Source organism: Allobosea minatitlanensis, assembly GCF_964020775.1.
On record NZ_OZ224509.1, the window covers coordinates 58,415 to 84,855 of the forward strand.

Annotated in this window: 25 protein-coding genes; 15 read left to right on the forward strand and 10 right to left on the reverse strand. The window is 69.7% G+C overall.

Features of this window, described 5'->3' with window-relative positions; translation table 11 throughout:
- Position 1: 1 nt before the first annotated feature.
- Complete coding sequence (htpX, locus tag ACWH43_RS00350) at positions 2-949, reverse strand: zinc metalloprotease HtpX (protein ID WP_158446640.1); 948 nt, start codon at positions 947-949, stop codon at positions 2-4.
- Positions 950-1,073: 124 nt separating this feature from the next.
- On the opposite strand from htpX, the gene ACWH43_RS00355 reads away from it, so the two are divergent.
- Entirely contained in the window at positions 1,074-1,295 is a 222-nt protein-coding gene (locus tag ACWH43_RS00355; RefSeq protein WP_158446641.1) for a DUF1674 domain-containing protein, read from the forward strand.
- Between the two features lie 144 nt (positions 1,296-1,439).
- On the forward strand, positions 1,440-2,744 hold the full coding sequence (locus tag ACWH43_RS00360; RefSeq protein WP_158446642.1) for a class I SAM-dependent methyltransferase: 1,305 nt from the start codon (positions 1,440-1,442) through the stop codon (positions 2,742-2,744).
- 208 nt (positions 2,745-2,952) lie between these two features.
- Here ACWH43_RS00360 and ACWH43_RS00365 read toward each other — a convergent pair whose 3' ends face one another.
- Positions 2,953-3,270, reverse strand: coding sequence for a DUF2853 family protein (locus ACWH43_RS00365; protein ID WP_158446643.1), 318 nt, complete (start codon positions 3,268-3,270; stop codon positions 2,953-2,955).
- Between the two features lie 229 nt (positions 3,271-3,499).
- Here ACWH43_RS00365 and ACWH43_RS00370 point away from each other — a divergent pair, with 229 nt between their 5' ends.
- Positions 3,500-4,447: a 2-hydroxyacid dehydrogenase gene (locus ACWH43_RS00370; RefSeq protein WP_158446644.1), complete on the forward strand. Its 948-nt coding sequence runs from the start codon at positions 3,500-3,502 to the stop codon at positions 4,445-4,447.
- Between the two features lie 102 nt (positions 4,448-4,549).
- Here ACWH43_RS00370 and ACWH43_RS00375 read toward each other — a convergent pair whose 3' ends face one another.
- From ACWH43_RS00375 to ACWH43_RS00390, 4 genes are all read right to left on the reverse strand, one after another.
- Positions 4,550-5,077, reverse strand: a complete 528-nt coding sequence (locus tag ACWH43_RS00375) for a L,D-transpeptidase (protein ID WP_260348254.1) — start codon at positions 5,075-5,077, stop codon at positions 4,550-4,552.
- A gap of 131 nt (positions 5,078-5,208) precedes the next feature.
- A complete protein-coding gene (locus ACWH43_RS00380) occupies positions 5,209-6,033 on the reverse strand; it encodes a heme ABC transporter ATP-binding protein (RefSeq protein WP_158446645.1) in 825 nt (274 codons plus the stop codon).
- A complete protein-coding gene (locus ACWH43_RS00385) occupies positions 6,026-7,105 on the reverse strand; it encodes a FecCD family ABC transporter permease (protein WP_158446658.1) in 1,080 nt (359 codons plus the stop codon). The genes ACWH43_RS00380 and ACWH43_RS00385 overlap by 8 nt, the downstream gene beginning before the upstream one ends.
- Before the next feature lie 23 nt (positions 7,106-7,128).
- A complete protein-coding gene (locus ACWH43_RS00390) occupies positions 7,129-8,055 on the reverse strand; it encodes a heme/hemin ABC transporter substrate-binding protein (RefSeq protein WP_158446646.1) in 927 nt (308 codons plus the stop codon).
- Positions 8,056-8,402: 347 nt separating this feature from the next.
- On the opposite strand from ACWH43_RS00390, the gene ACWH43_RS00395 reads away from it, so the two are divergent.
- The 3 genes from ACWH43_RS00395 to ACWH43_RS00405 all read left to right on the forward strand — a co-directional run bounded on the left by ACWH43_RS00395 (position 8,403) and on the right by ACWH43_RS00405 (position 10,869).
- Entirely contained in the window at positions 8,403-8,750 is a 348-nt protein-coding gene (locus ACWH43_RS00395) for an antibiotic biosynthesis monooxygenase family protein (protein ID WP_158446647.1), read from the forward strand.
- A gap of 10 nt (positions 8,751-8,760) precedes the next feature.
- A complete protein-coding gene (gene hutX, locus ACWH43_RS00400) occupies positions 8,761-9,282 on the forward strand; it encodes a heme utilization cystosolic carrier protein HutX (RefSeq protein ID WP_158446648.1) in 522 nt (173 codons plus the stop codon).
- Between the two features lie 219 nt (positions 9,283-9,501).
- A complete protein-coding gene (locus tag ACWH43_RS00405; protein WP_158446649.1) occupies positions 9,502-10,869 on the forward strand; it encodes a hypothetical protein in 1,368 nt (455 codons plus the stop codon).
- A 1-nt stretch (position 10,870) separates the two neighbouring features.
- Here the strand turns inward: ACWH43_RS00405 and ACWH43_RS00410 are convergent, their stop codons facing one another.
- A complete protein-coding gene (locus ACWH43_RS00410; protein WP_260348252.1) occupies positions 10,871-11,593 on the reverse strand; it encodes a fused DSP-PTPase phosphatase/NAD kinase-like protein in 723 nt (240 codons plus the stop codon).
- A gap of 152 nt (positions 11,594-11,745) precedes the next feature.
- Between ACWH43_RS00410 and ppa the strand changes: the two genes are divergently transcribed.
- Positions 11,746-12,282, forward strand: a complete 537-nt coding sequence (gene ppa / locus ACWH43_RS00415; protein ID WP_158446650.1) for an inorganic diphosphatase — start codon at positions 11,746-11,748, stop codon at positions 12,280-12,282.
- Between the two features lie 58 nt (positions 12,283-12,340).
- On the opposite strand, the gene ACWH43_RS00420 is transcribed toward ppa, so the two are convergent.
- Positions 12,341-13,216, reverse strand: a complete 876-nt coding sequence (locus tag ACWH43_RS00420; RefSeq protein WP_448153388.1) for an HpcH/HpaI aldolase/citrate lyase family protein — start codon at positions 13,214-13,216, stop codon at positions 12,341-12,343.
- Between the two features lie 92 nt (positions 13,217-13,308).
- Here ACWH43_RS00420 and ACWH43_RS00425 point away from each other — a divergent pair, with 92 nt between their 5' ends.
- The 5 genes from ACWH43_RS00425 to ACWH43_RS00445 all read left to right on the forward strand — a co-directional run bounded on the left by ACWH43_RS00425 (position 13,309) and on the right by ACWH43_RS00445 (position 18,890).
- Complete coding sequence (locus tag ACWH43_RS00425) at positions 13,309-15,018, forward strand: serine/threonine dehydratase (RefSeq protein WP_311734805.1); 1,710 nt, start codon at positions 13,309-13,311, stop codon at positions 15,016-15,018.
- Positions 15,019-15,438: 420 nt separating this feature from the next.
- A complete protein-coding gene (gene sdhC, locus ACWH43_RS00430) occupies positions 15,439-15,840 on the forward strand; it encodes a succinate dehydrogenase, cytochrome b556 subunit (RefSeq protein WP_260348251.1) in 402 nt (133 codons plus the stop codon).
- Positions 15,841-15,851: 11 nt separating this feature from the next.
- Positions 15,852-16,244, forward strand: coding sequence for a succinate dehydrogenase, hydrophobic membrane anchor protein (gene sdhD, locus ACWH43_RS00435; protein ID WP_260348250.1), 393 nt, complete (start codon positions 15,852-15,854; stop codon positions 16,242-16,244).
- A gap of 4 nt (positions 16,245-16,248) precedes the next feature.
- Positions 16,249-18,081, forward strand: a complete 1,833-nt coding sequence (gene sdhA / locus ACWH43_RS00440) for a succinate dehydrogenase flavoprotein subunit (RefSeq protein ID WP_158446653.1) — start codon at positions 16,249-16,251, stop codon at positions 18,079-18,081.
- An 11-nt stretch (positions 18,082-18,092) separates the two neighbouring features.
- Positions 18,093-18,890, forward strand: coding sequence for a succinate dehydrogenase iron-sulfur subunit (locus tag ACWH43_RS00445; RefSeq protein ID WP_158446654.1), 798 nt, complete (start codon positions 18,093-18,095; stop codon positions 18,888-18,890).
- A gap of 151 nt (positions 18,891-19,041) precedes the next feature.
- On the opposite strand, the gene ACWH43_RS00450 is transcribed toward ACWH43_RS00445, so the two are convergent.
- The gene (locus ACWH43_RS00450) at positions 19,042-20,283 is read right to left on the reverse strand and encodes an NAD(P)/FAD-dependent oxidoreductase (protein ID WP_158446655.1); all 1,242 of its coding nucleotides are present in this window, start codon (positions 20,281-20,283) and stop codon (positions 19,042-19,044) included.
- Positions 20,280-21,080 carry a glutamine amidotransferase gene (locus tag ACWH43_RS00455; protein WP_158471814.1) on the reverse strand — a complete coding sequence of 267 codons (801 nt, stop codon included), beginning with the start codon at positions 21,078-21,080 and terminating at the stop codon, positions 20,280-20,282. Before ACWH43_RS00455 ends, ACWH43_RS00450 begins: the two co-directional genes overlap by 4 nt.
- A 253-nt stretch (positions 21,081-21,333) precedes the next feature.
- Here ACWH43_RS00455 and ACWH43_RS00460 point away from each other — a divergent pair, with 253 nt between their 5' ends.
- From ACWH43_RS00460 to ACWH43_RS00470, 3 genes are read left to right on the forward strand one after another with little or no spacing between them, the layout of a single operon-like run.
- On the forward strand, positions 21,334-21,987 hold the full coding sequence (locus ACWH43_RS00460; protein ID WP_260348248.1) for a TetR/AcrR family transcriptional regulator: 654 nt from the start codon (positions 21,334-21,336) through the stop codon (positions 21,985-21,987).
- Complete coding sequence (locus tag ACWH43_RS00465) at positions 21,984-23,198, forward strand: efflux RND transporter periplasmic adaptor subunit (protein ID WP_158447055.1); 1,215 nt, start codon at positions 21,984-21,986, stop codon at positions 23,196-23,198. Before ACWH43_RS00460 ends, ACWH43_RS00465 begins: the two co-directional genes overlap by 4 nt.
- An 11-nt stretch (positions 23,199-23,209) precedes the next feature.
- Complete coding sequence (locus tag ACWH43_RS00470) at positions 23,210-26,434, forward strand: efflux RND transporter permease subunit (protein ID WP_158447056.1); 3,225 nt, start codon at positions 23,210-23,212, stop codon at positions 26,432-26,434.
- Positions 26,435-26,441: the final 7 nt, after the last annotated feature.

Genomic DNA, 26,441 nt, shown 5'->3' on the forward strand with positions numbered 1-26,441 from the left:
CTCAGCCCCAGGGGCCGGGCTGGCGGGGCGGCTCGCCGCCGAAGCCGGTCTTGCCCCAGGGGCTGCCGGGAGCCTGCTGCGTGAAGCCCGGCGCGGCCGGGGCACGGCCGAGGCCCATGGCGCGCGCCTGCTCCATCAGCGCCGCGATGCGGTTGCCGGTGTCGGGATGGGTCGAGAACAGGTTATCCATGCCGCCGCCGGTCAAGGGATTGATGATGAACAGATGCGCCGTAGCAGGATGCGCCTCGGCTGTCTCGCTGGGATTGTGCTGCACGCCGGCGGCGATCTTGGCGAGCGCATCGGCGAGCCAGACCGGATTGCCGCAGATCCGGCCGCCGAGCCGGTCGGCCTCGTATTCGCGCGAGCGCGAGATCGCCATCTGGATCAGCGCCGCCGCCATCGGCGCGAGGATCGAGAGCAGGAGCTGGACGATCAGGTTCGGACGGTTGTCGCGCGAGCCGAAGAACATGCCGAAGGTGACCAGCGAGGAGATCGCGCCGGCGAAGGTCGCGGTGATCGTCATGGTCAGCGTGTCGTGGTTCTTGATGTGCGCGAGCTCATGCGCCATCACCCCGGCCAGTTCCTCATAGGTCAGGGTGCGCAGGATGCCCGTCGTCGCGGCGACGGCGGCGTTCTGCGGGTTGCGGCCGGTGGCGAAGGCGTTGGGCTGGTCGTCATGGATCAGATAGACGCGCGGCATCGGGATGTTGGCGCGGGCGGCGAGCTCGCGCACCATGCCGTAGAGCTCCGGCGCCGTGCGTTCGTCGACCTCCTGCGCGTTGTGGGCGGCGAGGGCGAGCCGGTCGGAATTCCAGTAGCTGAAGAGATTGGTGCCGGCGGCGAAGATCAGCGCGATCAGCATGCCGCTGCTGCCGCCGAGCAGGTAGCCGACCGCGAGAAACAGCGCGGTCAGACCCGCCATCAGCATGCCGGTCCTGACGTAGTTCATCCTGTCTCCTTCTCGGACCGGCCGGAAATTGAGCAGCTTGCCCTCGCGAAGGCCGGTTTCCTGCCTTATGTGGTGGATGGGAGCCCGGTCCTGCAAGGCCGGCCCGCAACAGAGACAGGTCGCGATGCCGGACGAAACCAGGGATACCCCGCCCGCACCAGCCGAAACGCGGAAGGTTCTCTCCCCGGCCGCCAGGCGCGCTCTGGCGGAGGCCGAGGCGCGCCGGGCCGCGATCGACGCCCATGCCGCGGAGGTCGCCGGCCAGCCCGAGGTCAACGGGCGCGGCGGGCTCGAGCCGGTGCGCTATGACGACTGGGAAGTGAAGGGCATCGCCAGCGATTTCTAGATCGCCCTGCGCTCAAGGCTCTGCCTCATCGCCAGGAGCGATGCGGCGAAGCTGCGCTCGCCATGACGGGCAAAGCCGCCCGAATCATTGCCAACGGGCGGCGTTGCGTCCAAAGAGCAGCCAGCCAATTTCGGATCTTGGGTCATGGACAGCAACGACAAGCGCCTGGCGGCGCTGCGCCGGCTTCTGGCGGAGGCGCATGAGAAGCTCGGCCTGAAGCTCGGCTTCCGGCTCTGGGACGGCAGCATGGTCCCGGAGGCGTGGCCGCAGGACGGGCTCGGCATCGCCATCGCCGATCCCGGCGTGCTGGCGGCGCTGCTGCGCCGGCCCAAGCTCGACACGCTGCTCAACCTGCACATCTCCGACCGCCTCGCGATCATCAACGGCTCGATCTTCGACCTCGCCGCCGCCCGGCCGGAGGGCAAGATCGGCAAGCTGGCGCGCGGCATCCCGAAAAGCGCGGTGTTCGACGTGGTGCGCCGCTTCATCCTCGCGCCGGGCAAGGCTCCGGACGCGGTGCAGCACCGGCGCGGCGACGAGATCGCCCGCGACGGCGACCCGGCCACCAACAAGGCCAACGTCGCCTATCACTACGACGTCTCGAACGATTTCTACCGGCTCTTCCTCGACGAGGAGATGGTCTATACCTGCGCCTATTTCACCGAGGATCACGGCGATATCGGCCGCGCCCAGCAGGACAAGCTGGACATGATCTGCAGGAAGCTGCGCCTGAAGCCGGGCGACCGCTTCCTCGATATCGGCTGCGGCTGGGGCGCGCTGGTCTGCCATGCCGCCCGCTATTACGGCGTCGAGGCCCATGGCGTGACGCTGGCCGAAGAGCAGCTCAAATACGCGCAGGAGAAGGTCGAGCGCTGGGGCCTCCAAGACAAGGTCACGCTGCACCTGCGCGACTACACGCAGATGGAAGGCGAATTCGACAAGATCTCCTCGATCGGCATGTTCGAGCAGGTCGGCATCCGCAACTATCCCGCCTATTTCTCGACGGTGAACCGGCTGCTCCGGCCGCGGGGCCTCTACCTGCACCACACCATCTCGCGCCGCGCCAAGAAGACCGAGAAGGCCTTCAACAAGATGCCGGCGGAGTACCGCGCGCTGGTGCGCTACATCTTTCCGGGCGGCGAGCTCGACCATCTCGGCATGTCGATCGCCAATCTCGAGCGCCACGGCTTCGAGGTGCACGATGTCGAGGGCTGGCGCGAGCACTATCAGCGCACGACGCGGCTGTGGTGGGAAAGGCTCAACGCCAACAGGGACAAGGCGGAGGCCGAGATCGGCGCGGAGCGGACCCGGATGTGGCTGCTCTATCTCGCCGGCTGCTCGCTCGCCTTCGAGCGGGGCGGGGCGCTGATCAACCAGACGCTGGTCTCGAAGCGGCGCAAGGGGCCGTCCGGCCTGCCGCTGACGCGCGCAGACCTCTATCGCGACTGACCGTTCGGAGAGGCAGGCTCTCGGGCCGGCCTCCACGGCATCGGACCGAAAAGTGGGATCCACTTTTCGGAAAGCTCCGATAGAACGGCAGAGCCATCGATCGCGGCTGCCGCGCCCGGCCGGGCGCGTTGGCGATCGCAGGCCGGCCGCATCGTTCGCCGTGGTTGGGAAGGTCCCCCCGGGAACCCGTCCGGAAGACGGGCCGGTCTTACTTCTTGACGAAGAGGTCGAGCTTTCCGTGGTGCTCGGCCAGCAGGTAGTAGAAGGTCAGGCGGGATTTGGTCCGGTCGTCCTTCATCTGCTCGCAGACGGTCTTGATCGAGCCGTCGAGATCGCCGGATTTCAGGCCGAGCTTCTTCTTCAGGAAATTCTCGCGGACGCGCTCGAGCTCGGCCGGATCGGAACAGGCCACGTAGCGCGTGTCCGGCTTGCTCATGACGAGCGCATAGGCTTTCGCCATCCCGGCGAAGGCGGCTTCGTTCAGCGGCTTCTTGGCAAACTTCTTGACGTCGGCAAGGTGATCCATCGGGTAGCCCCTTGTTGGCCCGGCTCGCGCGCGGGCGCGTTGCGTGTCGCGGGACGAAGCTAACGCGCTTTCTCGCCGCAGGCGAGGGAAATGGCGTCCGCCGATCTTTGGCCTTTTGGCGGGCCGCCGGCGGGCGCGCCCTGCATCCGGCGGATGGCGGCCCTGCCGCAGACGGGCTTGAGCGGACGCCGGACCGATGGTGCGATGCGGCATCGCTCGGAGCCGATCCATGAAGCCGACCATCGTGATGGTGCCGCGGATGCCGGAGGCGCTCGTCGCCCGGCTGCGCGAACGTTACACCGTGCTCGGCCCGATGGAGCGTTCGACGCCGGAGGCGCTTCCTGCCGGCGCGGCCGACGCCGAGGCACTGCTCACCATGGGCAGCCTGAGCACCGGCGCCGCCCTCATCGAGGCGCTGCCGAAGCTCCGGCTGATCTGCTGCTACGGCACCGGCGTCGAGGGCGTCGACCGGGCTCGTGCAAAGGCGCGCGGCATCGCGCTCGGCAATGCCGGCGAGGCCAATGCCGCGAGCGTCGCCGAATTCGCCATGGGGCTCGTCCTCGCCACCGCCCGCCGGATTCCGCAGGCCGACCGCTTCGTCCGGGCCGGACGCTGGAAAGGCAATTCGGTCGAGCGCATGCCGGCGGTGCCGGGGCTGGCCGGGCGCAGGCTGGGGATCTACGGGCTCGGCGCGATCGGCAGCCGCATCGCGCGCCGGGCGGAGGCCTTCGAGATGGAAATCGGCTACCACAACCGCAGCCGGCGCGCCGATATGCCCTATCGCTATCATGACAGCCTGCTCGGCCTGGCGGACTGGGCCGATATCCTGGTCGTGTCGGCCAGGGCCAGCGCCGAGAACCGCCATGCCGTCGACGCCGCCGTGCTGGAGGCGCTGGGCCCGCGCGGGCATCTCGTCAACGTCTCGCGCGGCATCGCGGTCGACGAGGAGGCGCTGTGCGCGGCACTGGAGGCCGGCGTCATCGCCGGGGCCGGGCTCGACGTCTACGAGAACGAGCCGCAGATCTCCGACAGGCTCAAGGCGCTCGACAATGTCGTGCTGACGCCGCATATCGCGGCCGCTTCCGATTCGGCGCAGGCCGCGCAGCAGGAGGTCCTGCTCGGCAATCTGCGGGCCTTCTTCGCCGGCGAGCCGCTGCCGTCGCCCGTTCCGCTCTGATCGCCCGGTTCCGGTTCCGGAGCGCCGCTTCCGTGACCATGAAGCCGATGCAGAATCGAAGAGCTGGAGTATCGGAATGAATGCGATGTTCGGTCCGATATTCTAGGGAAGCACCACCACCGGTGTGCCCATCTGCACGCGGGCATAGAGGTCGATCACGTCGCTGTTGTGCATGCGGAAGCAGCCATAGGAGGCGGCGGTGCCGACCGTGCGCGGCATGTTGGTGCCGTGGATGGCGTATTCGCCGCCGGGGCCGAGCCCGATGACGCGCGCGCCCATCGGGTTGCGGGGCGAGCCGCCGGGGATGACGTCGGGCAGGCGGGGATTGTCGCGCTTCACCTCGGCCGGCGGGCTCCAGGCCGGGTCGACCTGCATCTCCTCGACATATTTGACGCCGCGCCACTGCTTGCCGGCCTTGCCGACGGCGATGGTGTAGCGGATGGCCTCGCCCGGCGCGACGACGTAGTAGAGCCTGCGCTCGTTGGTGCGGATCACGATCGTGCCGGGATCGTAGCGCGTATCGGGCATCTCGACGACCTCGCGCGCCGCCGCCGGCGTCACGGCCGGCCCGGCGGCGCAAAGCGCGAGCGCGGCCAGGGCGAAGCGCATGGTCGCAACCTGTCTCGACATGGCGGAGCCTCCCGTTGGAACTGGCGGGAGCCATCGTGCCGCAGCCGTGAACCGGCGGTTGAGCGATATGGTGAAGACGCGTGTCGCCGGGATTCACCATGAATCGATGGTGAAGCGGCAGGCCGGCGGATTCAGCCCGCCTGCCGGCTGCGATGCTGCTGGGGCAGCAGGAAGGGCAGGCCCGGCGCCGGGGCGCGGCTCAGCGACAGCCCGACGCGGAACACCTGCCGGAGCAGGGCGTCGTCGAGCGTTTCGGCCGGCGGCCCCTGCGCGATGATCCGGCCCCGGTCCATCACCACGAGGTGGTCGGCATAGGTGACGGCGAGGTTGAGGTCGTGCAGCACCACCAGCACGGCGACGCCGCGGGCCGCGATGGTGCGGGCCATGTCGAGCAGGGCGAGCTGGTGGCAGAGGTCGAGGCTCGCGATCGGTTCGTCGAGGAAGAGGATCTGGCGCTCGGCGACGCTGCGCCCGGCCTCGAGCTGGCAGAGCACGCGGGCGAACTGCACGCGCTGCTGCTCGCCGCCGGAAAGCGTCTGGTAGCGCCGCGCGGCGAGGTCGAGCACCCCGGCCGCCGCCAGGGCTTCCGCCACGATGGCCTCGCGCCGCTGCCGCGTCAGCGCCCGGCCGACGCCGTCGACGCCGAGCCGCGCCACCTCGTAGACGCTGAAGGGAAAGGCGAGGCGGCTGTGCTGGGCCATCACCGCCCGCAGGCAGGCCAGCCGCCAGGCGGGAATCGCGCCGAGCGCCTCGTCGCCGATGCGGACGCCGCCGCCGGAGCCGGCGAGCTCGCCGGTCAGCAGCTTCAGCAGCGTCGACTTTCCGGCGCCGTTGGGGCCGATCAGGATCGTGGTCGAGCCGGGCCTGAGGTCGAGGGAGGCTTCCGCGACCAGCGCGCGGCCGCCGGCATGGAAGCCGAGATTCCGGGCGGACAGGACGGGCGCGGCCTCAGACATCGAGCGCTCCCCCCGCCCGGCGCAGCAGCAGCCAGAGGAAGAACGGCGCGCCGATGGCGGCGGTGACGATGCCGATCGGCAACTCGGCCGGGGCGACGATCAGGCGCGCGACGATGTCGGCCGCGACCAGCAGGATCGCGCCGCCCAGCGCCGAAAGCGGCAGCAGCAGGCGGTGGTCGGGCCCGACGGAGAGCCGGATCAGATGGGGGACGACGATGCCGACGAAGCCGATCAGCCCGGCGGCAGCGACGCTGGCGCCGACCGCGAGCGCGACCAGCAGGATCGCCAGCGCCTTGATGCGCTGGACCGGGATGCCAAGGTGATAGGCCTCGGCCTCGCCCAGCATCAGCCCGTTCAGCCCGCGCGCGAGCAGCGGCATCGTCAGCAGCAGCGGCAGGATGATCGGCGCCACGATCGACAGCTTCGACCAGCTCGCCCCGCCGAGGCTGCCGAGCGACCAGAAGGTCAGGTCGCGCAACTGGCGGTCGTCGGAGACGAAGGCGAGCAGGCCGGTCAGCGCCCCGGAGAGCGCGCCCAGCGCCACGCCGGCGAGCAGCATGGTCGCGACCGAGGTGCGGCCGTCGCGGGTCGCGATGAGATACAGCACCAGCGTCGAGATCAGCCCGCCGCAGAAGGCGCCGAAGGGCAGCATGGCGAAGGGCAGCTTCATCAGCGTGCCGGCGAGGAAGCGGTCGCCGAGCACGATGGTCGCCGCCGCGGCGAGCCCCGCCCCGGCCGAGACGCCGACGAGGCCGGGATCCGCCAGCGGATTGCGGAAGAGGCCCTGCATCAGCGCGCCCGAGACGGCGAGGCCGGCGCCGACCAGCAGGCCGAGCAGGACGCGCGGCAGGCGGATGTTCAGCACCACGAGGGCATCGCGGCCTTCGAGCAGGGCGCCGTCGCCGGTGAGCCTTGCCCAGAGGATCTCGGTCACCCGTCCCGGCGGGATGCCGATCGCGCCCTGGCCGATGGCGACCACGGCGAGCAGGAGGCAGGCCAAGGCGAGCCCGCCCAGCACGTACAGGCCGATCCGCCGGCGGCCGGCGATCAGCCCGGACAGGGAGGCGGCCATGGCGGGCACGGGCGCCGCGAGCGTCACGGGGCGTCGGCCGCCTTCAGCGGCGGGATGGCGGCCTCGGGATAGAGCGCGGCCATCAGGTCGCGCGCGGCCCTCGGCGCGCGCGGGCCGAAGCCGAGCAGATAGAGCGCGTCCATGCGCAGCAGCCGCTTGCCCGCCGCGGCGGGCGTCTGCGAGAAGGAGGGCAGCGCGAAGAGTTCCTCCGGCGGGATGGCGTGGGCGCCGGCATTGCCCATCATCAGCACGACATCGGGGGCGGCGGCGATGACGGCCTCGTCGGTCATCGGCTTGTAGCCCTCGATCTCGGTGGCGACGTTGACGCCGCCGGCGAGGGAGATGACGGCGTCGGCCGAGCTGTTGCGGCCGCCGACCAGGGTGCGTCCGTTCTGCAGGGAGAGCACGAACAGCACGCGCTTCGGCTTCGGAAGCCCGGCGCGCAACGCGGAAAGCTCGGCGAAGCCGGCGCTCGTCCGCGCCGCCAGCCTCGCCGCGGGCTCCTGCGCACCGACCGCCGCGCCGATCGCGACGATCTTGGCGGCGACGCCCTGCGGCGTCAGCCCGTCGGGGATATGCGCGACCTTGACGCCGGACTCGTTCAGCAGCGCAACCGCGTCCGGCGGGCCGGCGCCGTCGATCAGCATGATCAGCGAGGGCTTCAGCGACAGGACGCCTTCGGCCGAGAGGGCGCGGACATAGCCGATATTCGGCTTGTCCTTGAGCGCCTGGGGCGGGAACTGGCTGGTCGAGTCGACGCCGACGATCCGGTCCTGCAGGCCGAGGGCGTAGAGGATCTCGGTGACGACGCCGCCTGCGACGACGATCCTGTCCGCGGCCTGCGCGAAGGCCGGGCCGGCGCCGCCGAGAAGCGCGAAGCCGGAAGCCGCCAGGAACAGGCGGCGGCTCGGCTGCGAGGAAGAGGTCACGAGGGAGGTTTCGCCAGACATGGATGCGACTCCCGCCGGGCGTCCCGGGCCTGTCCGCTGCCGCATGTGAAGATCCGTTGCTTCGGGTAGCTTAAAGCTATTCCAATCGAGTAAATGCCAGTTTTTAATCGTTAAAAACTAGCATCGTTTCGACCGTTATTGACGCAGATATTAGGCTTTACTACAAGCGGTCAAGGGCAGCGCGCGAGGCGGTGTCGGTTTCCTCCGCGGCATCGCGCTGCATGGCCGGATCGTGATATCCGACGGATGGTCATGCCGGCTCCGCGTCGCTTCGACGGGCCGAAGCCGTCTGCCGTCGATGCCGTTCCATTCGGCCAGCGATGGCCTTTTCAGTGCAGGATCGTCCGATGTTCATCGCCATGAATCGCTTCAAGGTCGTCAGGGGCGAGGAGGCCGCCTTCGAGGCGGTCTGGTCCTCGCGCAAGAGCCGGCTCGACGAGATGCCGGGCTTCCTGTCCTTCCACCTGCTGAAGGGGCCGGAGAAGGAGGACCATACCCTCTATTCCTCGCATACGAGCTGGGCCTCGAAGGAGGATTTCCTCGCCTGGACGAAGTCGGAACAGTTCCGCGAGTCGCACCGCAATGCCGGCCAGCCGCGGCCGAAGCCGATCTATCTCGGCCATCCCGAGTTCGAGGGCTTCGAGACCGTGCTGAGCGAGGTCAATCCGCATCAGCCGCGCCAGGCGGCCGAGTGAGGAGCGGCCGATGACGACGGCGGAGGTCGCGGCCCGCGACCCGATCGAGCAGGCCCGAGCCCTGCTGGCGGCCAAGCCGGACGGGCTGATCGAGGCGATCGCCCGCGAGGCGGGCGTTTCGACGCAGGCCGCGCTGGAGCTGCTGCCGGCGGAGCAGCGGCTTTTCGTGGCGCCGGAGCGCTTCGAAGCGCTGTGGCAGGAGCTGGCGAGCTGGGGCACGGTGCTGTTCCTGATGCACACGCCCGATATCGTGCTCGAGGTCGAAGGCTCGCTGCCGGTCGGAAGCTTCGGCCATGGCTATTACAACATCCATGGCGACAGCCCGATCGGCGGGCACATCAAGGCCGGGAACTGCCGGGCGATCTATCTCGTCGACCGCGCCACGGCGCAGGGGCGGCGAGCCTGCTCCGTGCAGTTCTTCAATGCCGCAGGCGAGGTCATGTTCAAGATCTTCGTGCGGCGAGATGCCAGTCGCGCATTGCTGCCCGATCAGCTAAAGCGGTTCGAGGGCCTGAAGACGAGCTTCGTCTGAGGCTGCCGGGGGCGCGATCCGATTGCCGTGTCGCGCCCGCGCGGCGGGCCCGTACCGACGATCCGCGATGAGCCTCGTTTACCATTCGTTAACCATAAAGGCGCAGCCTGACCGCCTGAGAGCCGCGTTCTCGTGATGTCGGCCGATCGCACCCATCAGCATGGGCATGCGGCCGCGCGCGAGGCCGGCTTGCCCGATGCTCCAGCCGTGGATGTCGATATGGCCGCGCATGTCGTCATGGAAAGGGCGACGTTCCCACCGAGCCGGCCGTCTCTGTCGCTGGCCGCGGGCCGGCGCTTCGTCGCGGCGCGGGCGCCGATCCTGCGCTCGAGCCTCGGCTCCGCGATCCTGCTGGGCATGCGCTTCGTGCAGGCGCGGCTGATCTCGGTCTGGGGGCTGGTGGTCGCGGCGGCGCTATGCCCGCCTGCCGTCTTCGCCGCCTTCGCGGTGTTCTCCGCCGCCGTCAATTTTGTTTCGACCGCCTCCTTGCTCAGGCTCGAGGCCGTGTTCTTCCGGAGCAGCGATCCGGTTCGCCTGGGCCTGGCCTTTCGGCTCGCCGCAGCAGTCGGTGCCGCCTTTCTCGTGATCTGCGCGCTCGTCCTGGCCGGGCTGGCGCTGGCGGGCTGGGTCGCCCCGGCGGTCGCATTCCTCTTTCTGGTTTCGCTGGCCGCCCGTTCCGTGCTGCGCCTGATCTGGGCCGAGGCGACCGCCGAAGGCGATTTCCGCGCCATCGGCAACAGCAACGTCGTGCAGGCGCTGGTCCAGCCGGTGCTCATGCTCGTCCTGATCGGCCTGTTCGGGCCGAAGGCGCTGGCGCTCTTCATGGCCGATGCCTGCGGCCATGTCCTGGCCGCGCTCTATCTGCTGCGCCGCCGCTTCCGCCCGCTCCTGCCCCTGGTCGAGCCCGGCGCCTGGAGCGTCGGGAGCCTCGTGGCGGCAGGCCACCGCTGGCGCGATGCGCCGCGCGCCCTGCTGCCGGCGGCGCTCCTCGCCTATGGCTTCAGCATCGCCCCGATTCTGGCGCTGCCCTATGCCTCCAACGCGCTGCTGGCGGCGCATGTCGCGCTGGCGATGCGCCTGCTCGACATGCCGACCCAGATGTTCGGCACGGTCTCGATCCCGCTCGCGCTGAACCGGCTGCGCGGCTATGCCGGCATGCGCCGGCGCTTCTGGGTGCGGGTGATGATGCTGGGGCTCGTCGCGGCTTCCGCGGTCCTGTTCGCGGCGATCGCGCTCGTCGGCTCGGTCGGCGACAGCTTCCTCGACGGATCGCAATGGAGCGGGGTCGGCGACGTCGTCGCCATCATGAGCCTGTTCTATTGCGGGATCGCCCTGGTCGGGCCGCTGCAGGAAATCGCGAGCCTCTCGCGCCAGCCCCTGTGGCAGGTGCTGATCAATGCGCTCGCGCTCGCCGGGATGCTCGGCGTGATGCTCTGGCACGGCGCGCTGACGCCGGCGCTGCTCTATGCGATCGGACTGGTCTCCATCGGCCGGATGCTGCTCTATGTGGCCTTCATCTGGCTGCATCTCGGCGAGGCCGAGAGCCATGCCGACGACGCGCTCGCGGCCTCCGCCGCGAAGCCCTGAGCTATTCGCGGCGGATGAGCCTGTCCGCGATCAGCGAGGAGAGCAGGCCGGGCTTGAACTCCCGCTCGAGGCGGGCCGGATCGTAAGCTGTCGCGACCCAGTCGAGGAAGGCGATGCCGCGGGCTTCGCCCTCGCGGCGATAGGCCTCGAAGAAGGCGTCGAGAATGCCGGTCTTGGCGAAGCGGAAATGGCCGTAGCGCAGCGAAAGCTGGCGCATCGCCTCGTCGAGCGGGCGCTCCTCGCGGATCAGCAGATAGAGCGCCGAGAAGAAGCCGGCGCGGTCGGCTCCCGATTTGCAATGGACCAGCGCCGGCTCCCGAAGGCTCTCGAAGAAGGCCTTGGCGCCGAGGATGGTCTCGCGCTCCGGCGCGCCGCGCGAGCGCAGCACGAAATCGACCAGGGCGATGCCGTGGCGCTCGCAGGCCTCCTTCTGGAGCGGCCAGGAGCCGTGCTCGCGCCCGCCGCGCAGGTTGACGATGGTTTTGACGCCCTTGCGGGCGAAGGCCGCGATCTGGCCCGGCGCCGGCTGGGCCGAGCGCCAGAGCCGCGGCGTGACGCGATGGGCGTTGAGATAGGCGAGCCGGAAGATGCCATGGTCGACCAGCAGCATGTTGGCCCAGGCGCGCAGGCGCTGGCCGCGGCCCTCGATCGGCCGGTCCCAGCGGGCGATGCGGGCCATGCGGCGGGCATAGCGTTCTTCATCGGGGCGCAGGCGGCTCAGCACGGCCTGGTCTCGGGGCTGTTCATGGGGCGCCCGATAGCAGCGGCGGCGCCCATGCGCAAATCGTCTGATGGCCCGCGATGCCGGAAGGGGTTGGACTTTTCGCCGCGAACTTGCATAAGGCCCGGCAAAATATCCAAGCGACAGGCTCCACCATGCGCATCGACGCCATCTCTATCGGCAAGAACCCGCCCGAAGAAGTCAATGTTGTGATCGAGGTGGCGATCGGCGGCGAGCCGATCAAGTACGAGATGGACAAGGAGGCCGGAACGCTCTTCGTCGACCGCTTCCTCTATACGCCGATGCGCTATCCGGGGAATTACGGCTTCATCCCGCATACGCTCTCGGAAGACGGCGACCCCTGCGACGTGCTCGTCGCCAATACGCGCCCGCTCGTGCCCGGCTCCTATATCGCGGTCAGGCCGATCGGCGTGATGCTGATGGAGGATGAGAGCGGCGGCGACGAGAAGATCCTCGCCGTGCCGGTGCCGAAGCTGACCAAGCGCTATGAGCACGTCCACGACTACACCGACCTGCCGAAGATCACGCTCGACCAGATCCAGCACTTCTTCGAGCATTACAAGGACCTCGAGCCCGGCAAATGGGTCAAGCTCAAGGGCTGGGGCGATGCCGCCATGGCCAAGAAGCTGATCGTCGAGGCGATCGATCGGGCCAAGGCCGCCAAAGGCTGAGCGGCGTTCCGAACCCCGACCAGGGTTGAGGGCCGCGCCATGGGCGGCCCTTTTCATTTCAGGCTGTGATCGCTTCCGCCAGCGCCACGGTGCGGCGCGCCATCTCCGCATGGAGCAGCTCGACCATGCGGCCGTCGAGCTGGATCGCGCCCTTGCCCGCATTCTCAGGCAAGTCGAAGGCGGCGATGATCGCCCGCGCCCGCTCCAGCTCCGTTGCGTCGGGCGCGAAAGCCGCGTTCGCCGGCCCGACCTGCGCGGGATGGATCAGGGTCTTGCCGTCGAAGCCGAGATCGCGCCCCTGCTCGCATTCGGCGCGGAAGCCGGCCTCGTCCCGGATGTCGTTGTAGACGCCGTCGAGGATGTCGATGCCATGGGCGCGGGCGGCGAGCAGCGCGCCGGTCAGCCAGGGCAGCATGGTCGCGCGGCCCGGCACGAAGCGCGCGCGGGTCTCCTTGGCGAGGTCGTTGGTGCCCATGACGAAGCAGGCGAGCCGGGTGGCCGGGTCGCGCGCGGCGCGGGCGATGCGCTCGGCGTCGAGGATGGCGAGCGGCGTCTCGACCATCGCCCAGAGCGCGATGGCGGGATCGGCCCCGAGGCCGGTCAATCGCCCGCCGATCGCGTGCAGCGTGTCCGGCGCCGAGACTTTCGGGATCAGGATCGCCTGCGGCCGCGCCTGCGCCGCCGCGGCGAGGTCCTCGGCGAACCAGGGCGTGTCGGCACCGTTGACGCGGATGACGAGTTCGCGCCGGCCATAGCCTCCGGCCGTCACGGCGGCACAGACCTGCGCGCGCGCCATCGCCTTGGCGTCCGGGGCGACGGCGTCCTCGAGGTCGAGGATCAGGACGTTGGCCGCGATCTCGCGTGCTTTTTCCAGCGCGCGGGCATTCGATCCGGGCATATAGAGGGCGCTGCGGCGGGGGCGGATGTCGGTCATGGTCTCTCCTGGCGGGGCCGGCTTCCCGCGGCGGCGCAGAATAGCCGAATGCGGGGGCGAGGCCAGCGCGGCGCGGGCGGAGGAGGCGGGGCATGGTGTGGTTGGCCGGGGTCGACGGCTGCAAGGCGGGCTGGATCGCGGCCATCGCGGCGACGGAAGGCGAAGTGCCGCTGATCCGCGTGGCGGCGCGCTTCGCCGATCTGTTCGCGGGCGAGATCGTGCCCGCTCTCCTCGCCGTCGACATGCCGATCGGATTGCCGGACCGGGTGACGGGCTCCGGGCGCGGGCCGGAGCAGGCGGTGCGGGCATTGCTGGGCGAGCGGCAATCCTCGGTGTTCTCGATCCCCGCGCGCCGGGCCGTGGAGGCTGGCGATTACGCGCAGGCCTGCGCGCTGGCGCTCGCCCATTCGCAGCCGCCCCGGAAGGTCTCCAAGCAGGGCTTCCACCTTTTCCCGAAGATCCGCGAGATCGATGCGCTGCTGCGGGCGGAGCCGGCATGGCGCGAGCGGGTCTTCGAGGTCCATCCCGAACTGGCCTTCCGGACGATGAAGGGCGAGCCGCTCGCCCATCCGAAGAAGATCGGGGGCGTGGTCAATCCGGCGGGCATGGCCGAGCGGCAGGCCCTTTTGCGGGCGGCCGGAATCGCGCCGGCGGCCGTAGATGCGCGCCCGCCGCGCGGGGCGGCGGCCGACGACCTGCTCGATGCGCTGGCCGCGCTGGTCGTCGCCCGGCACATTGCCGCCGGGCGCGGAAAGCCCTTCCCCGATCCGCCGGGACGCGATAGCCACGGGCTGCCCGTCGCGATCTGGACCTTTTCGTCCGCGCCGCGGCCGACACAGGACCGAGCCATGAGCGAACGCCCCGTCACCCGCCCGATGATCGAGGAGGCGGCCGCCCGCATCGCCGGCCAGGCCCGGGTCACCCCCGTGATGCGGCTGGGGCCCGGGGCGCTCGGCACGGCGGCGGATGTCTCGCTCAAGCTCGAATGCCTGCAGCATGCCGGCTCGTTCAAGACGCGCGGCGCCTTCAACAACCTGCTTTCGCTCGCGGTCCCGGCGGCGGGAGTCTCCGCCGCGTCGGGCGGCAATCATGGCGCCGCGGTCGCCTATGCCGCGATGAAGCGCGGCGTGAAGGCGACGATCTTCGTCCCTGAGATCTCGCCGGCGGCCAAGATCGAGGCGATCCGCCGCTTCGGCGCGGAGGTCGTGGTCGGCGGCGCGCAATATGACGACGCCCAGGCGGCCTGCGACCGTTTCGTCGCCGAGACCGGCGCGCTCAAGATCCATCCCTTCGCCGCGAAGGAGACGATCGCCGGGCAGGGGACGCTCGGCCGCGAATGGGATCTCCAGGAGTCCGATCTCGATACGGTCCTCGTCGCGGTCGGGGGCGGCGGGCTGATCTCGGGCATCGCGAGCTGGTTCGCCGGCAGCAAGGTCAAGGTCGTCGGCGTCGAGCCGGAAGGCTCGCGCGCCCTGCAGGCGGCGCTGGAGGCGAAGGGGCCGGTCGAGGTCAATGTCGCCTCGGTCGCCGCCGACTCGCTCGGCGCGCGCAATGTCGGCGGGCTCGTCTACGAGGCCTGCAACGGCACGGTCGACCACGTCGCGCTGGTGCCGGATGCGGCGATCACGGCGGCGCAGGCGGCGCTCTGGCGCGATATGCGCCTGGCCGTCGAGCCGGGCGGGGCGGCGGCCTTCGCCGCCCTGGCGAGCGGCGCCTACAGGCCGGCGAAGGGCGAGCGCCTCGGCGTGCTGGTCTGCGGGGCGAATGTCGATCTGGCGAAGCTCGCCGCGATCGCGGGGTGAACGTGCCGCGGCCGGCGGGGCGAGGGCGCTCGCATCATCGCGATCCGGGATCGGCGCCGGGCGGCGCCGGTTGCCGCCACCGCGCATGACCTCAGCGGGAGGCCGGCATGCGCCGCGATTCCGGGGCGGGCGGCGAGGCCGCCCCGCTCCGGTTCCGGCGCCCGGCCATTCGGGGCTTGCCTTGCGCGGCTCGTGCCCGCATGCAAGGCGTGCAGGATGCGGCCGGGACGATTTCCGGACGCGACGGCCGGGCGCTGCCGCCCGGTCCGGCTTTTCCGATAAAATGACGAATTTCAGAATCTGTAACTTTGTTCCGCGCATGCCGCATTGCAGCGCGGGGATGGTTTCGCTAGAGAACCAGTCACTCTAGAATGATCCCAAATGGGTCCGCCGCCGTCCGACGGGCCGCTTGATCGGAGAATGATATTGGCCGAGGTCAAGCCCGCAGCTCGCCCGCTTTCGCCGCATCTGCAGATCTATCGCTGGTCCTGGACGATGGCGATGTCCGTCGCCCACCGCGTCACCGGGACCGGGCTCTATCTCGGCACGGTTCTGATCGCCGCCTGGCTCGTCGCCGCCGCCTCCGGCCCCGCCGCCTTCGACACGGCGCAGTGGATCGCCGGCTCCATCCTCGGCCGGCTCGTGCTCTTCCTCTACAGCTTCTCGCTGATGCACCACATGGTCGGGGGGCTGCGCCATTTCGTCTGGGACATGGGCAAGGGCTACGAGCCGCAGACGCGCATGGCCATGGCCAAGTTCACCCTCGTCATCTCGGCGGCGCTGACGATCCTGATCTGGGTCGTCGTGCTGGCGACCCGCTGAGGAGACCTGCGATGCAATCCAACTCCTCGATGCGCACCCCGCTCGGCCGCGTCCGCGGCCTCGGCTCCGCCAAGTCCGGCACCGGGCATTTCTGGCTGCAGCGGCTGACCGCCGTCGCCAACCTCATCCTGACGGTGATCTTCGTCTTCATCGTCGTGGCGCTCGTCGGGAAGCCCTACCCGGCCGCGATCGCGCTGCTGTCGCACCCGCTCGTCGCCATCCTGATGCTGCTCTTCATCCTCTCCGCCTGCATCCATATGCGGCTCGGCATGCAGGTCATCATCGAGGACTATGTCCATGAGGAGGGGATGAAGATTCTCGCCGTCATGGCCAACACCTTCTTCGCCATCGCGGTCGGCGCGGCCAGCGTCTACGCGGTGCTGAAGCTGTCTTTTGGAGGCTGATCCGATGGCGATCACAAAATCCCGTCCGGTCCCGGCCTATACCGGCACCGCCTATCCCATCACCGACCACACCTTCGACGTGGTCGTCGTCGGCGCCGGCGGCGCCGGGCTGCGCGCCACGGTCGGCTGCTCGCAGGCCGGCCTGCGCACCGCCTGCATCACCAAGGTCTTCCCGACCCGCTCGCACACCGTCGCGGCCCAGGGCGGCGTCGCCGCCTCGCTCGGCAACATGGGCAAGGACACCTGGCAGTGGCACATGTACGACACCGTCAAGGGGTCGGACTGGCTCGGCGACCAGGACGCCATCGAATATCTGGTGCGCAACGCGCCGGCCGCGGTCTACGAGCTGGAGCATTGGGGCGTGCCCTTCTCGCGCACCGAGGACGGCAGGATCTACCAGCGCCCCTTCGGCGGCATGACCACCGAGTTCGGCGAGGGGCCGCCGGCCCAGCGCACCTGCGCCGCCGCCGACCGCACCGGCCACGCCATGCTGCACACGCTCTACGGCCAGGCACTGCGCTACAACACCGAGTTCTTCATCGAGTTCTTCGCCATCGACCTGATCATGGACGAGGAAGGCCATTGCCGCGGCGTGATCGCGCTCAAGCTCGATGACGGCACGCTGCACCGCTTCCGCGCCCAGCAGACGATCCTGGCGACCGGCGGCTACGGCCGCGCCTATTTCTCCGCGACCTCGGCCCATACCTGCACCGGGGACGGCGGCGGCATGGTGCTGCGCGCCGGCCTGCCGCTGCAGGACATGGAGTTCGTGCAGTTCCACCCGACCGGCATCTACGGCGCCGGCTGCCTGATCACCGAAGGCGCGCGCGGCGAGGGCGGCTACCTGACCAACTCCGAGGGCGAGCGCTTCATGGAGCGCTATGCCCCCTCGGCCAAGGACCTCGCCTCGCGCGACGTCGTCTCGCGCTCGATGACGATGGAGATCCGGGCCGGCCGCGGCGTCGGCAAGAACAAGGACCACATCTACCTGCATCTCGACCATCTGGATCCGAAGATCCTGCATGAGCGCCTGCCGGGCATCTCGGAGAGCGCCAAGATCTTCGCCGGCGTCGACGTGACGCGCGAGCCGATCCCGGTGCTGCCGACGGTGCATTACAACATGGGCGGCATCCCGACGAACTTCCACGGCGAGGTGCTGACCAAGGTCGGCGGCGATCCGGACACGGTGGTGCCGGGCCTGATGGCGCTCGGCGAGGCGGCCTGCGTCTCGGTGCACGGCGCCAATCGACTCGGCTCCAACTCGCTAATCGACCTCGTCGTCTTCGGCCGGGCCGCCGGGCTGCGCTGCGCCGAGACGGTGACGGCCGGCGAGAAGCAGCCGGAGCTGCCGAAGGGCTCCTCCGACCTCGCGCTGACCCGCCTCGACAAGTACCGCAACGCCTCGGGCGGCACGCCGACCGCGGTGCTGCGCGACCGCATGCAGCGGACGATGCAGAACAACTGCGCCGTCTATCGCGAGGGCGACACGCTCGCCGAAGGCTCCAAGCTCATCCACGAGGTCTGGGCCGGCATCGCCGATATCGGCACCCGCGACCGCTCGCTGATCTGGAACTCCGACCTCGTCGAGACGCTGGAATTCGACAACCTGATCACCCAGGCCGTCGTCACCATGGATTCGGCGCTGAACCGGCCGGAAAGCCGCGGCGCCCATGCCCGCGAGGACTATCCGAACCGCGACGACAAGGACTGGATGAAGCACACCCTGTCCTGGATCGACGACGAGAAGCGCACGGTCACGCTCGATGACCGGCCGGTGCACACCTACACGATGTCCAACGACATCGAGTACATCAAGCCCAAGGCGCGGGTGTACTGAGGACTCTTGCGATGGCTGAATTCAATCTTCCGAAGAACTCCCGCCTGACCGAGGGCAAGGCCTGGCCGAAGCCGGCCAACGCCAAGAACGTCACCGAGTTCAAGATCTATCGCTGGAACCCGGACGACACCGCCAATCCGCGCACCGACACCTATTACGTCGACCGCGACGATTGCGGGCCGATGGTTCTGGACGCGCTGATCTGGATCAAGAACAAGGTCGACCCGACGCTGACCTTCCGCCGCTCCTGCCGCGAGGGCATCTGCGGTTCCTGCGCGATGAATCTCGACGGCAAGAACGCGCTGGCCTGCACCACCGGCATCGACGAGTGCAGCGGCACCGGCAAGGCTGCGGGCCGGGTCACGATCTACCCGCTGCCGCACATGCCGGTGGTCAAGGACCTCGTTCCGGACCTGACGCGCTTCTACGCCCAGCACGCCTCGATCGAGCCCTGGCTCCAGACCACGACGCCGGCCCCCGAGAAGGAGTGGCGCCAGGCCAAGGACGACCGCGAGAAGCTCGACGGGCTCTATGAGTGCATCCTCTGCGCCTGCTGCTCGACCTCCTGCCCGAGCTACTGGTGGAACGGCGACCGCTATCTCGGCCCGGCCGCGCTGCTCCAGGCCTATCGCTGGCTGATCGACTCGCGCGACGAGGCGACCGGCGAGCGGCTGGACAATCTGGAAGACCCGTTCCGGCTCTATCGCTGCCACACCATCATGAACTGCGCGAATGCCTGCCCGAAGGGCCTGAACCCGGCCAAGGCGATCGCGGAAGTCAAGAAGATGATGGTGGCGCGCCAGGTCTGATGATGAAGGTGCCATCCCGTGCGCGCTGCGGCATGGGAATGCCGCGGCGCAGGCACGGGACCGTATGACAAGAAGGCGCCTTTTCTGATGACGGTCCCGCATCTGCGCAGCAGCACTTCGTGCCGCAGCGCGTGCGGGATGACACCTGACATCAACGAATATACCGCCCCGGCCGGAACGGCGTCGGGTCGATCGGCGGTTCCTCGCCGCAGACCATGGCGGCGATCATCTCGCCGGTGATCGGGCCGGTCGAGAAGCCGATATGCTGGCTGCCGAAGGCCAGCCAGAGGCCGGGATTGCGCGGCGCCTCGCCGATCATCGGCAAGGAATCCGGCAAGGTCGGCCGCGCCCCGCGCCAGGTCTCCCCAACGACCTCGCCGAGCGGAAACGCCTCGCGGGCCGAGGCCGTGGCGCTGTCGATCTGGCGGTGGTCGTCGGGCGCGTCGCGGAAGGAGAGGTCGACGCCGCTGGTGATGCGGTGGCCCTGCTCCATCGGCGCCATGTAATAGGCGCCGTCGACATCGTAGACGGGCCGCGCCAGCCGCGCGCCGTCCTGCGGCCGCAGGTGGCGGTGATAGCCGCGCTCGACGTCGAGCCAGGGATCGAGCCCGAGCGGCTTGAGCAGGTCGCCGCTCCAGGGGCCGAGCGCGACCACCGCGATATCGGCCGCGAAGGCGCCTGCCGCCGTGCTCGCCTGCCAAACCGCGCCCCGCCGGGCAAGGCCGGTCACCTCGGCCTGCTCGATGCGCCCGCCGCGCGCGACGAAGAGGGCGGCATAGGCGGCGGTGACGGCGCCGGGGGAATCGACCGAGCCGACGGACGGAATCAGGAGCCCGACCGGGAAGATCGGGTTCAGGCCCGGCTCGACCGCCGAGATGCCCTGCCGGTCGAGGATCTGCGAGGCGATGCCGTGGCGCCTGAGGAAATCGTGCTCGGCCTGCGCGGCCGCATGGCCGGCCTCGCTGCGCCAGAGCTTCAGCGTGCCGTTCTCGCGCAGGCGGTGGCTCACGCCCGCCTCGGCCATCAGGGCGCGATGGCGCGGGACCGTGCTTTCGGTCAGCGCCTGGAGCGCGGCGATGCGGGCGGCCGCCTGCGAGGGGCGAGCCTCCCAGAGGAAGCGCAGCAGCCAGCCCGGGCGGGTCAGGGCGCGGCGCCAGCTCAGGTTGAGCGCGGCGTCGCGGTTGCCGAGATAGCCGGCGATCCTGGCGTAGAGCGAGGGATTGTTGAGCGGCACGATCGAGGAGCTGGCGAGGACGCCGGCATTGCCATAGGAGGTCTCGCTGCCGGGCTCCCTGCGGTCGATCAGGGTGACGGCGATGCCGCGCTTCTGGAGCGCGAGCGCGCAGGAGACGCCGAGCATGCCGGCGCCGAGGACGAGGGCTGTGCGGGTCACAGAGGCTCCGTGGCGGTATCGGCCGGCTGCTGCAGCCAGTGGTCGAGAAAGGCGTCGAGCCAGAGCCGGATCGCCGGGTCGTGCAGGAACCAGCCCGGGACATGGGTGTGGCCGAGCTGGGCGCCGGGCATCAGGGTGCGTTCATGGCCGCGCACCGACCAGCGATACATCATCGCGGGCGTGACCTCGGGGTGGAACTGGATGCCGTAGACGCGCGAGGCGGCGCGGATCGCCTGCGTCGGGAAGTCGCCGCCGGTGGCGAGGCATTCGGCTCCCGCCGGGCAGTCGAAGCCGTCGCGGTGCCATTGATAGACCGTCTCGGGCCAGACGAAGCCGGCGGACTCGGCATGGTTCCGGCCGGCCTCGGTCACCGCGAGCGGGTAATAGCCGACCTCGGCCCGGCCTTCGCCATGGGTGTAGACCCGCGCGCCCATATGCTTCGCCAGCATCTGCGCGCCCAGGCAGATGCCGAGGAAGGGCGCATCCTCCTTCAGGCAGGTGCCGATCCAGTCGATCTCGGCCTTGATGAAATCATCGGGGTCGTTGGCGCCCATCGGGCCGCCGAAGATCACGGCGCCGGCATGGTCGCGCATCGTCCCGGGCAGCGCGTCGCCGAAGCGCGGCTTGCGGATGTCGAGGGCATGGCCGCGCGCCTGGAGCAGCCGGCCGACGCGGCCGGGGCTCGAATGCTCCTGATGGAGCACGATCAGGACGGGCTTCGGCGGCCGGGCCGGGGCGGCCCCGGCGAGGGGGCGGGCGCAGCGGGCCGAGGGGGGAGGAAAGGCGTGGTCGTTCATCACCAGCGTCGGGCTCGCTTGCGCGCGGTCCACCGGCAGGGGCGCGCAGTCGTGGCGGACACGGTCAGCATGAAGTTCCAGACGGAACGAAGCAAGCGATTTATGCGTGGCCTTCCGGTTCGGACTGCCTGACGGCTGCGGCTTTCGCGCATCCGGCGCGGCGAAGGGGCCGGGCCGCGACGGAGGCGCTTCCTTGACCTCGCCACAATCGCTTGCGATGAAAATGAACGTTCATTCTCGTTTCGGGCCGCCCATGTCGTCATCCGCCGCCGCCATACAGCCCGAAACCACGCTCTCGGAGCGCCATATCCGCATCCTCGACGCCGCCGAGGAGGTCTTCGCGCGGGCCGGCTTCCATGCCGCGACGATGCAGGACGTGGCCGCGGCGGCCGGGATGAGCCCGGGCAATCTCTACCGCTATTTCAGCTCCAAGAACGCGATCATCGCCGGCATGGCGGAGCGCGACCGCACCACCATCGCCGCCGATTTCGCCGCGCTCTGCCCGAGCCGCGGGGCGCTGCTCGACCAGCTCGAGGAGATCGGTCGCAAGCATCTCATCCGCCAGCCCCGCGACAAGGCGGTGATCGCCCTGCAGATCTGGGCGGAAGCAGCCCGCAACGAGGAGATGGCGCGGATGTGCGCCGGGATCGAGGAAACCCTGATCGGAGGGCTGATTGCCGCGCTGGCGGAAGCCAAGCGGAACGGCGAGCTTCCGGCCGATCTCGACGAGCAGCGCTTCCTGCTGGCGATCTCGATGATGGCCGACGGCTTCTACTGCCGCCGGGCCATCGAGCCGGATTTCGACGCCGTAGCCGGCGGCGAGGTCCTGTTCCGCAGCATGCGCGCTCTGGCGCGCGCCATGCCGCTTCCGGCCGCCGCGGCGCCCGCCACGGAGACGCAGTCGTGACCCGCGCGCCCAGCCTCGGACGCCGCCTCGCCGTTGCGGCCGCGCTGACGAAGCTCTTCCTCCCCGTCGCCGGCGCGCTGCCGCCGGCGGCCGTCATCGCGGTTGCGGCGGGACCGGCCCTGGCCGAGCCCGCGGCCGCGGGACCGTCGGTGACGGTCACCGAAGCCAGGACGACCGAGATCGTCCAGAGCGTCCTCGTCGCCGGCTCGATGATCGCGCGCGAGGAGGTGCTGGTCTCGCCGCAGGTCGACGGGCTGTCGATCGTCGCGATCCTCGCCGAGGAAGGCGACCGGGTGGCGCAGGGCCAGGTGCTCGCCCGCCTCGACCGCACCAGCCTCGACGTGCAGAAGGCCCAGAACGACGCCCAGATCGCCCGCTCCGAAGCCGCCATCGCCCAGGCCAACGCCCAGATCGCCGAGGCCGACGCCAATCTGGTGCAGGCCAACAACGCCTTCGACCGGACGAAATCGCTGCGCGACAGCGGCAATGCCAGCGCCGAGACCTATGACCAGCGCGCCGCCGCCGCCCGTTCGGCCCAGGCCCGCGCCAATTCCGCCCGCCAGGCGCTCGCCATCGCCACGGCCGATCTCGCTCTGGCCAAGGCGCAGGGCCGCGATATCGAGGTCAGGCTGGCGCGCACCGAGATCAAGGCGCCGCAGGGCGGCATCGTCAGCCGCCGCACGGCCAAGCTCGGCGCGACGGCGAGCATGCTGCCCACCTCGGAGCCGCTCTACCGGATCATCGCCGACGGCGCCGTCGAGCTGGAGGCGCAGGTCGCCGAGGTCGATATTCCGTCGCTGAAGCCCGGCCAGCCGGTCGCGGTGATGCCGGCCGGCGCCAAGGAGGCGCTCAAGGGCACGATCCGCCTGATCGCGCCGGAGGTCGACAAGGCCTCGCGGCTCGGCCGCGTGCGGGTCGCGCTCGACGGCAATCCGCCCGTCGCGATCGGTTCCTTCGCGCGCGGCACCATCGAGACCGGCCGCAAGCACGCGGTGACGCTGCCGCTCTCGGCCATCACCTATACGCGCAGCGGGCCGACGGTGCAGACCGTCAAGGACGGCAAGATCGCGACCCGCAAGGTCACGCTCGGCCTCAGCGGCGGCGGGCGGGCCGAGATCGCCACGGGACTTGCCGCGGGCGAGACGGTGGTGGCGCGCGCCGGCACCTTCGTGCGCGACGGCGACCTGATCACGCCGGTCGCGATGAACTGACGGGCCGGGCGATGCGCATCAATTTCTCCGCCTGGTCGATCCGAAAGCCGGTTCCCGCGATCCTGCTCTTCGTCGTGCTGTGCGTGCTCGGCCTGCTCGCCTTCTCGAAGCTGCCGGTGACGCGCTTCCCGAACATCGACATCCCGCTGATCTCGGTGACGGTGACGCAGTCGGGCGCCGCCCCGGCGGAGCTCGAGAGCCAGGTCACCAAGCGCGTCGAGGATTCGGTCGCCAATGTTCCCGGCGTCAAGCACGTCACCTCGACGCTGACCGACGGCCAGTCGCTGACGCTGATCGAGTTCCGGCTCGAAACCAACACCGATCGCGCCGTCAACGACGTCAAGGACGCCATCGCCAAGATCCGGGCCGATCTGCCGCTCACCATCGACGAGCCGGTGATCCAGCGCATCGATGTCGAGGGCCAGTCGATCCTGACCTATGGCGCAGCCTCGCCCGGCATGACGCTGGAGCAGCTCTCCTGGCATGTCGACGATGTCATCGCGCGCGAATTGCAGGGGCTCAAGGGCGTCGGCCGGGTCGAGCGCTATGGTGGCGTCGATCGTGAGATCCGGATCTCACTCGATCCCGACCGGCTGCTGGCGCTCGGCATCACCGCCGGCGAGGTCAACCGGCAGGTGCGGGCGACCAATGTCGACCTCGCCGGCGGGCGCGGCGAGGTCGGCGGACAGGAGCAGGCGATCCGCACGCTCGCCGGCGCGAAGACGGTCGCCGATCTGGCCGAGACCAAGATCACGCTCAGCGGCGGCCGCGAGGTCCGGCTGAAGGATCTCGGCCGCGTCGAGGATTCCAATTCCGAGCCGCGCGCCTTCGGCCGCCTCAACAAGAACCCGGTCGTCACCTTCGCCGTGTTCCGCTCGAAGGGCTCGAGCGAGCTTTCGGTGAAGGAGGTCGTGCAGCAGCGCATCGACGAGCTCAACAAGCGCTATCCCGACATCAGGATCACGCCGATCGACGACGCCGTCGCCTATACCCACGGCAACTACAAGGCGGCGATGGAGACGCTGCTGGAGGGCGCGGCGCTCGCCGTCATCGTCGTCTTCCTGTTCCTGCGCAACTGGCGCGCCACGCTGATCACCGCGATCGCGCTGCCGCTCTCGGCCATCCCGACCTTCTGGGCGATGGAGCTGATGGGCTTCTCGCTCAACCTCGTCAGCCTGCTCGGCATCACGCTGGTCACCGGCATCCTGGTCGATGATGCGATCGTCGAGATCGAGAACATCGTCCGGCACATGAAGATGGGCAAATCGCCCTATCGCGCCGCGATGGAGGCGGCCGACGAGATCGGGCTCGCCGTCATCGCGATCACGCTGACCATCGTCGCGATCTTCGCGCCGGTCTCCTTCATGGGCGGCATCGCCGGGCAGTATTTCCGCCAGTTCGGCCTGACCGTCGCGGTCGCCGTGCTGTTCTCGCTTTTGGTGGCGCGGCTGATCACGCCGATGATGGCCGCCTATCTGATGCGGCCGGTGAAACATGCCGACGCCAGGGACGGCGCCATCATGGGCGCCTATGTCGGGCTGCTGAAGAGTACGCTGAAGCGGCGGCGCATCCCGTTCTTCCCGCGCTTCGACGGCTCGGGCGGGTGGCGGACGCTGCCGTTCAACACGGCCTATGCGACGCTGATCATCGGCTTCCTCTTCCTGTTCGGCTCGATCCAGGCGACGCAGCTCCTGCCGACCGGCTTTGTCCCGGACGAGGACACCTCGCGCGTCGTCGCCTCGGTCGAATTGCCGCCGGGCGCCACGCTCGACGACACCGCCGCCACCACCGACCGCATCGTCGACGCGCTGGAGACCATCCCCGAGGTGCGCGACGTCTTCGTGCTCGGCGGCTCCTCGCCGACGGGCCAGCGCGAGGTGCGGCGCGCCGCCGTCTTCATCCTGCTCAAACCCAAGGCTGAGCGCGATATCCGGCAGAAGGAGCTCAAGGTCACCATCGCGGACAAGCTCGCCAGCGTGCCCGATGTCCGTGCCTGGTACGTCAACGAGCGCGGCGAGCGCGAGATGGCCTTCTCGCTTCTCTCCAAGGACGGCGATGCGCTCGACGCGGCGGTGGCGAAGATCGAGGCGCGGATGCGCCAGGTCGACGGTTATCTCAACGTCGCGACCGCCGGCTCGCTGAGCCGGCCGGAGCTGCGCGTCACGCCGAAGCTGGAGGAGGCCGCCAATCTCGGCGTCACGCCGGAGGCGATCTCGGAAGCCGTGCGCGTCGCGACCATCGGCGATGTCGGCGCCAACCTCGCCAAGTTCAACGCCGGCGACCGACAGGTGCCGATCCGGGTGCAGCTCGACGAGGCGGCGCGCACCGATATGCGCAACATAGCGGCGCTGCGCGTCACCAATGCCAGCGGCGTCTCGATCCCGCTCACCGCCGTCGCCGATGTCGGCTTCGGCGAGGGCCCGAGCTCGATCGACCGCTACGACCGGCTGCGCCGCGCCCAGATCGGCGCCGACCTGAAGCGCGGCTTCGAGCTCGGAACGGCGCAGGACGTGTTCGAGGAGATCGTCAAGGAGGTCGGGCTGCCGGCCGGCGTCCGCGTCGCCGCGACCGGCGATGCCGAGATCCAGGGCGAGGTCGTCGACGGCTTCATCACCGCGATGACGACCGGCCTGATGCTGGTGCTGGCGGTGCTGATCCTGCTGTTCGGCTCGGTCTTCCAGCCGATCACCATCCTGCTCTCGCTGCCGCTCTCCTTCGGCGGCGTGGTGATCGCGCTGCTCGCGACGCACAACGCCGTCTCGATGCCGGTCTATATCGGGCTGCTGATGCTGATGGGCATCGTCACCAAGAACGCGATCATGCTGGTCGATTTCGCGGTGGAGGAGGTCGGCCGCGGCAAGGACCGGATGACGGCGCTGCTCGAGGCCGGCCGCAAGCGGGCCCGCCCGATCCTGATGACGACCATCGCCATGGCGGCGGGCATGATGCCCTCGGCCTATGGCGTCGGCGACGGCGGCGAGTTCCGCGCGCCGATGGCGATCGCGGTGATCGGCGGGCTGATCGTCTCGACGGTGCTCTCGCTCGTCTTCGTGCCGTCCTTCTATGCGGTGATGGACGATCTCTCGCAGCTCGTCGGGCGCCTGTTCGGCCGCTTCTTCAGCAAGGCCGAGGACGAAAGCACCTGGGAGCCGATCCACGAGGCCGAGCACGCCACGCCGGGCGCCGCGACGGCGGAGGCGATGGGCCGCAAGATGCCGCGGCTCGCGGCGGAGTGAGCGAGGG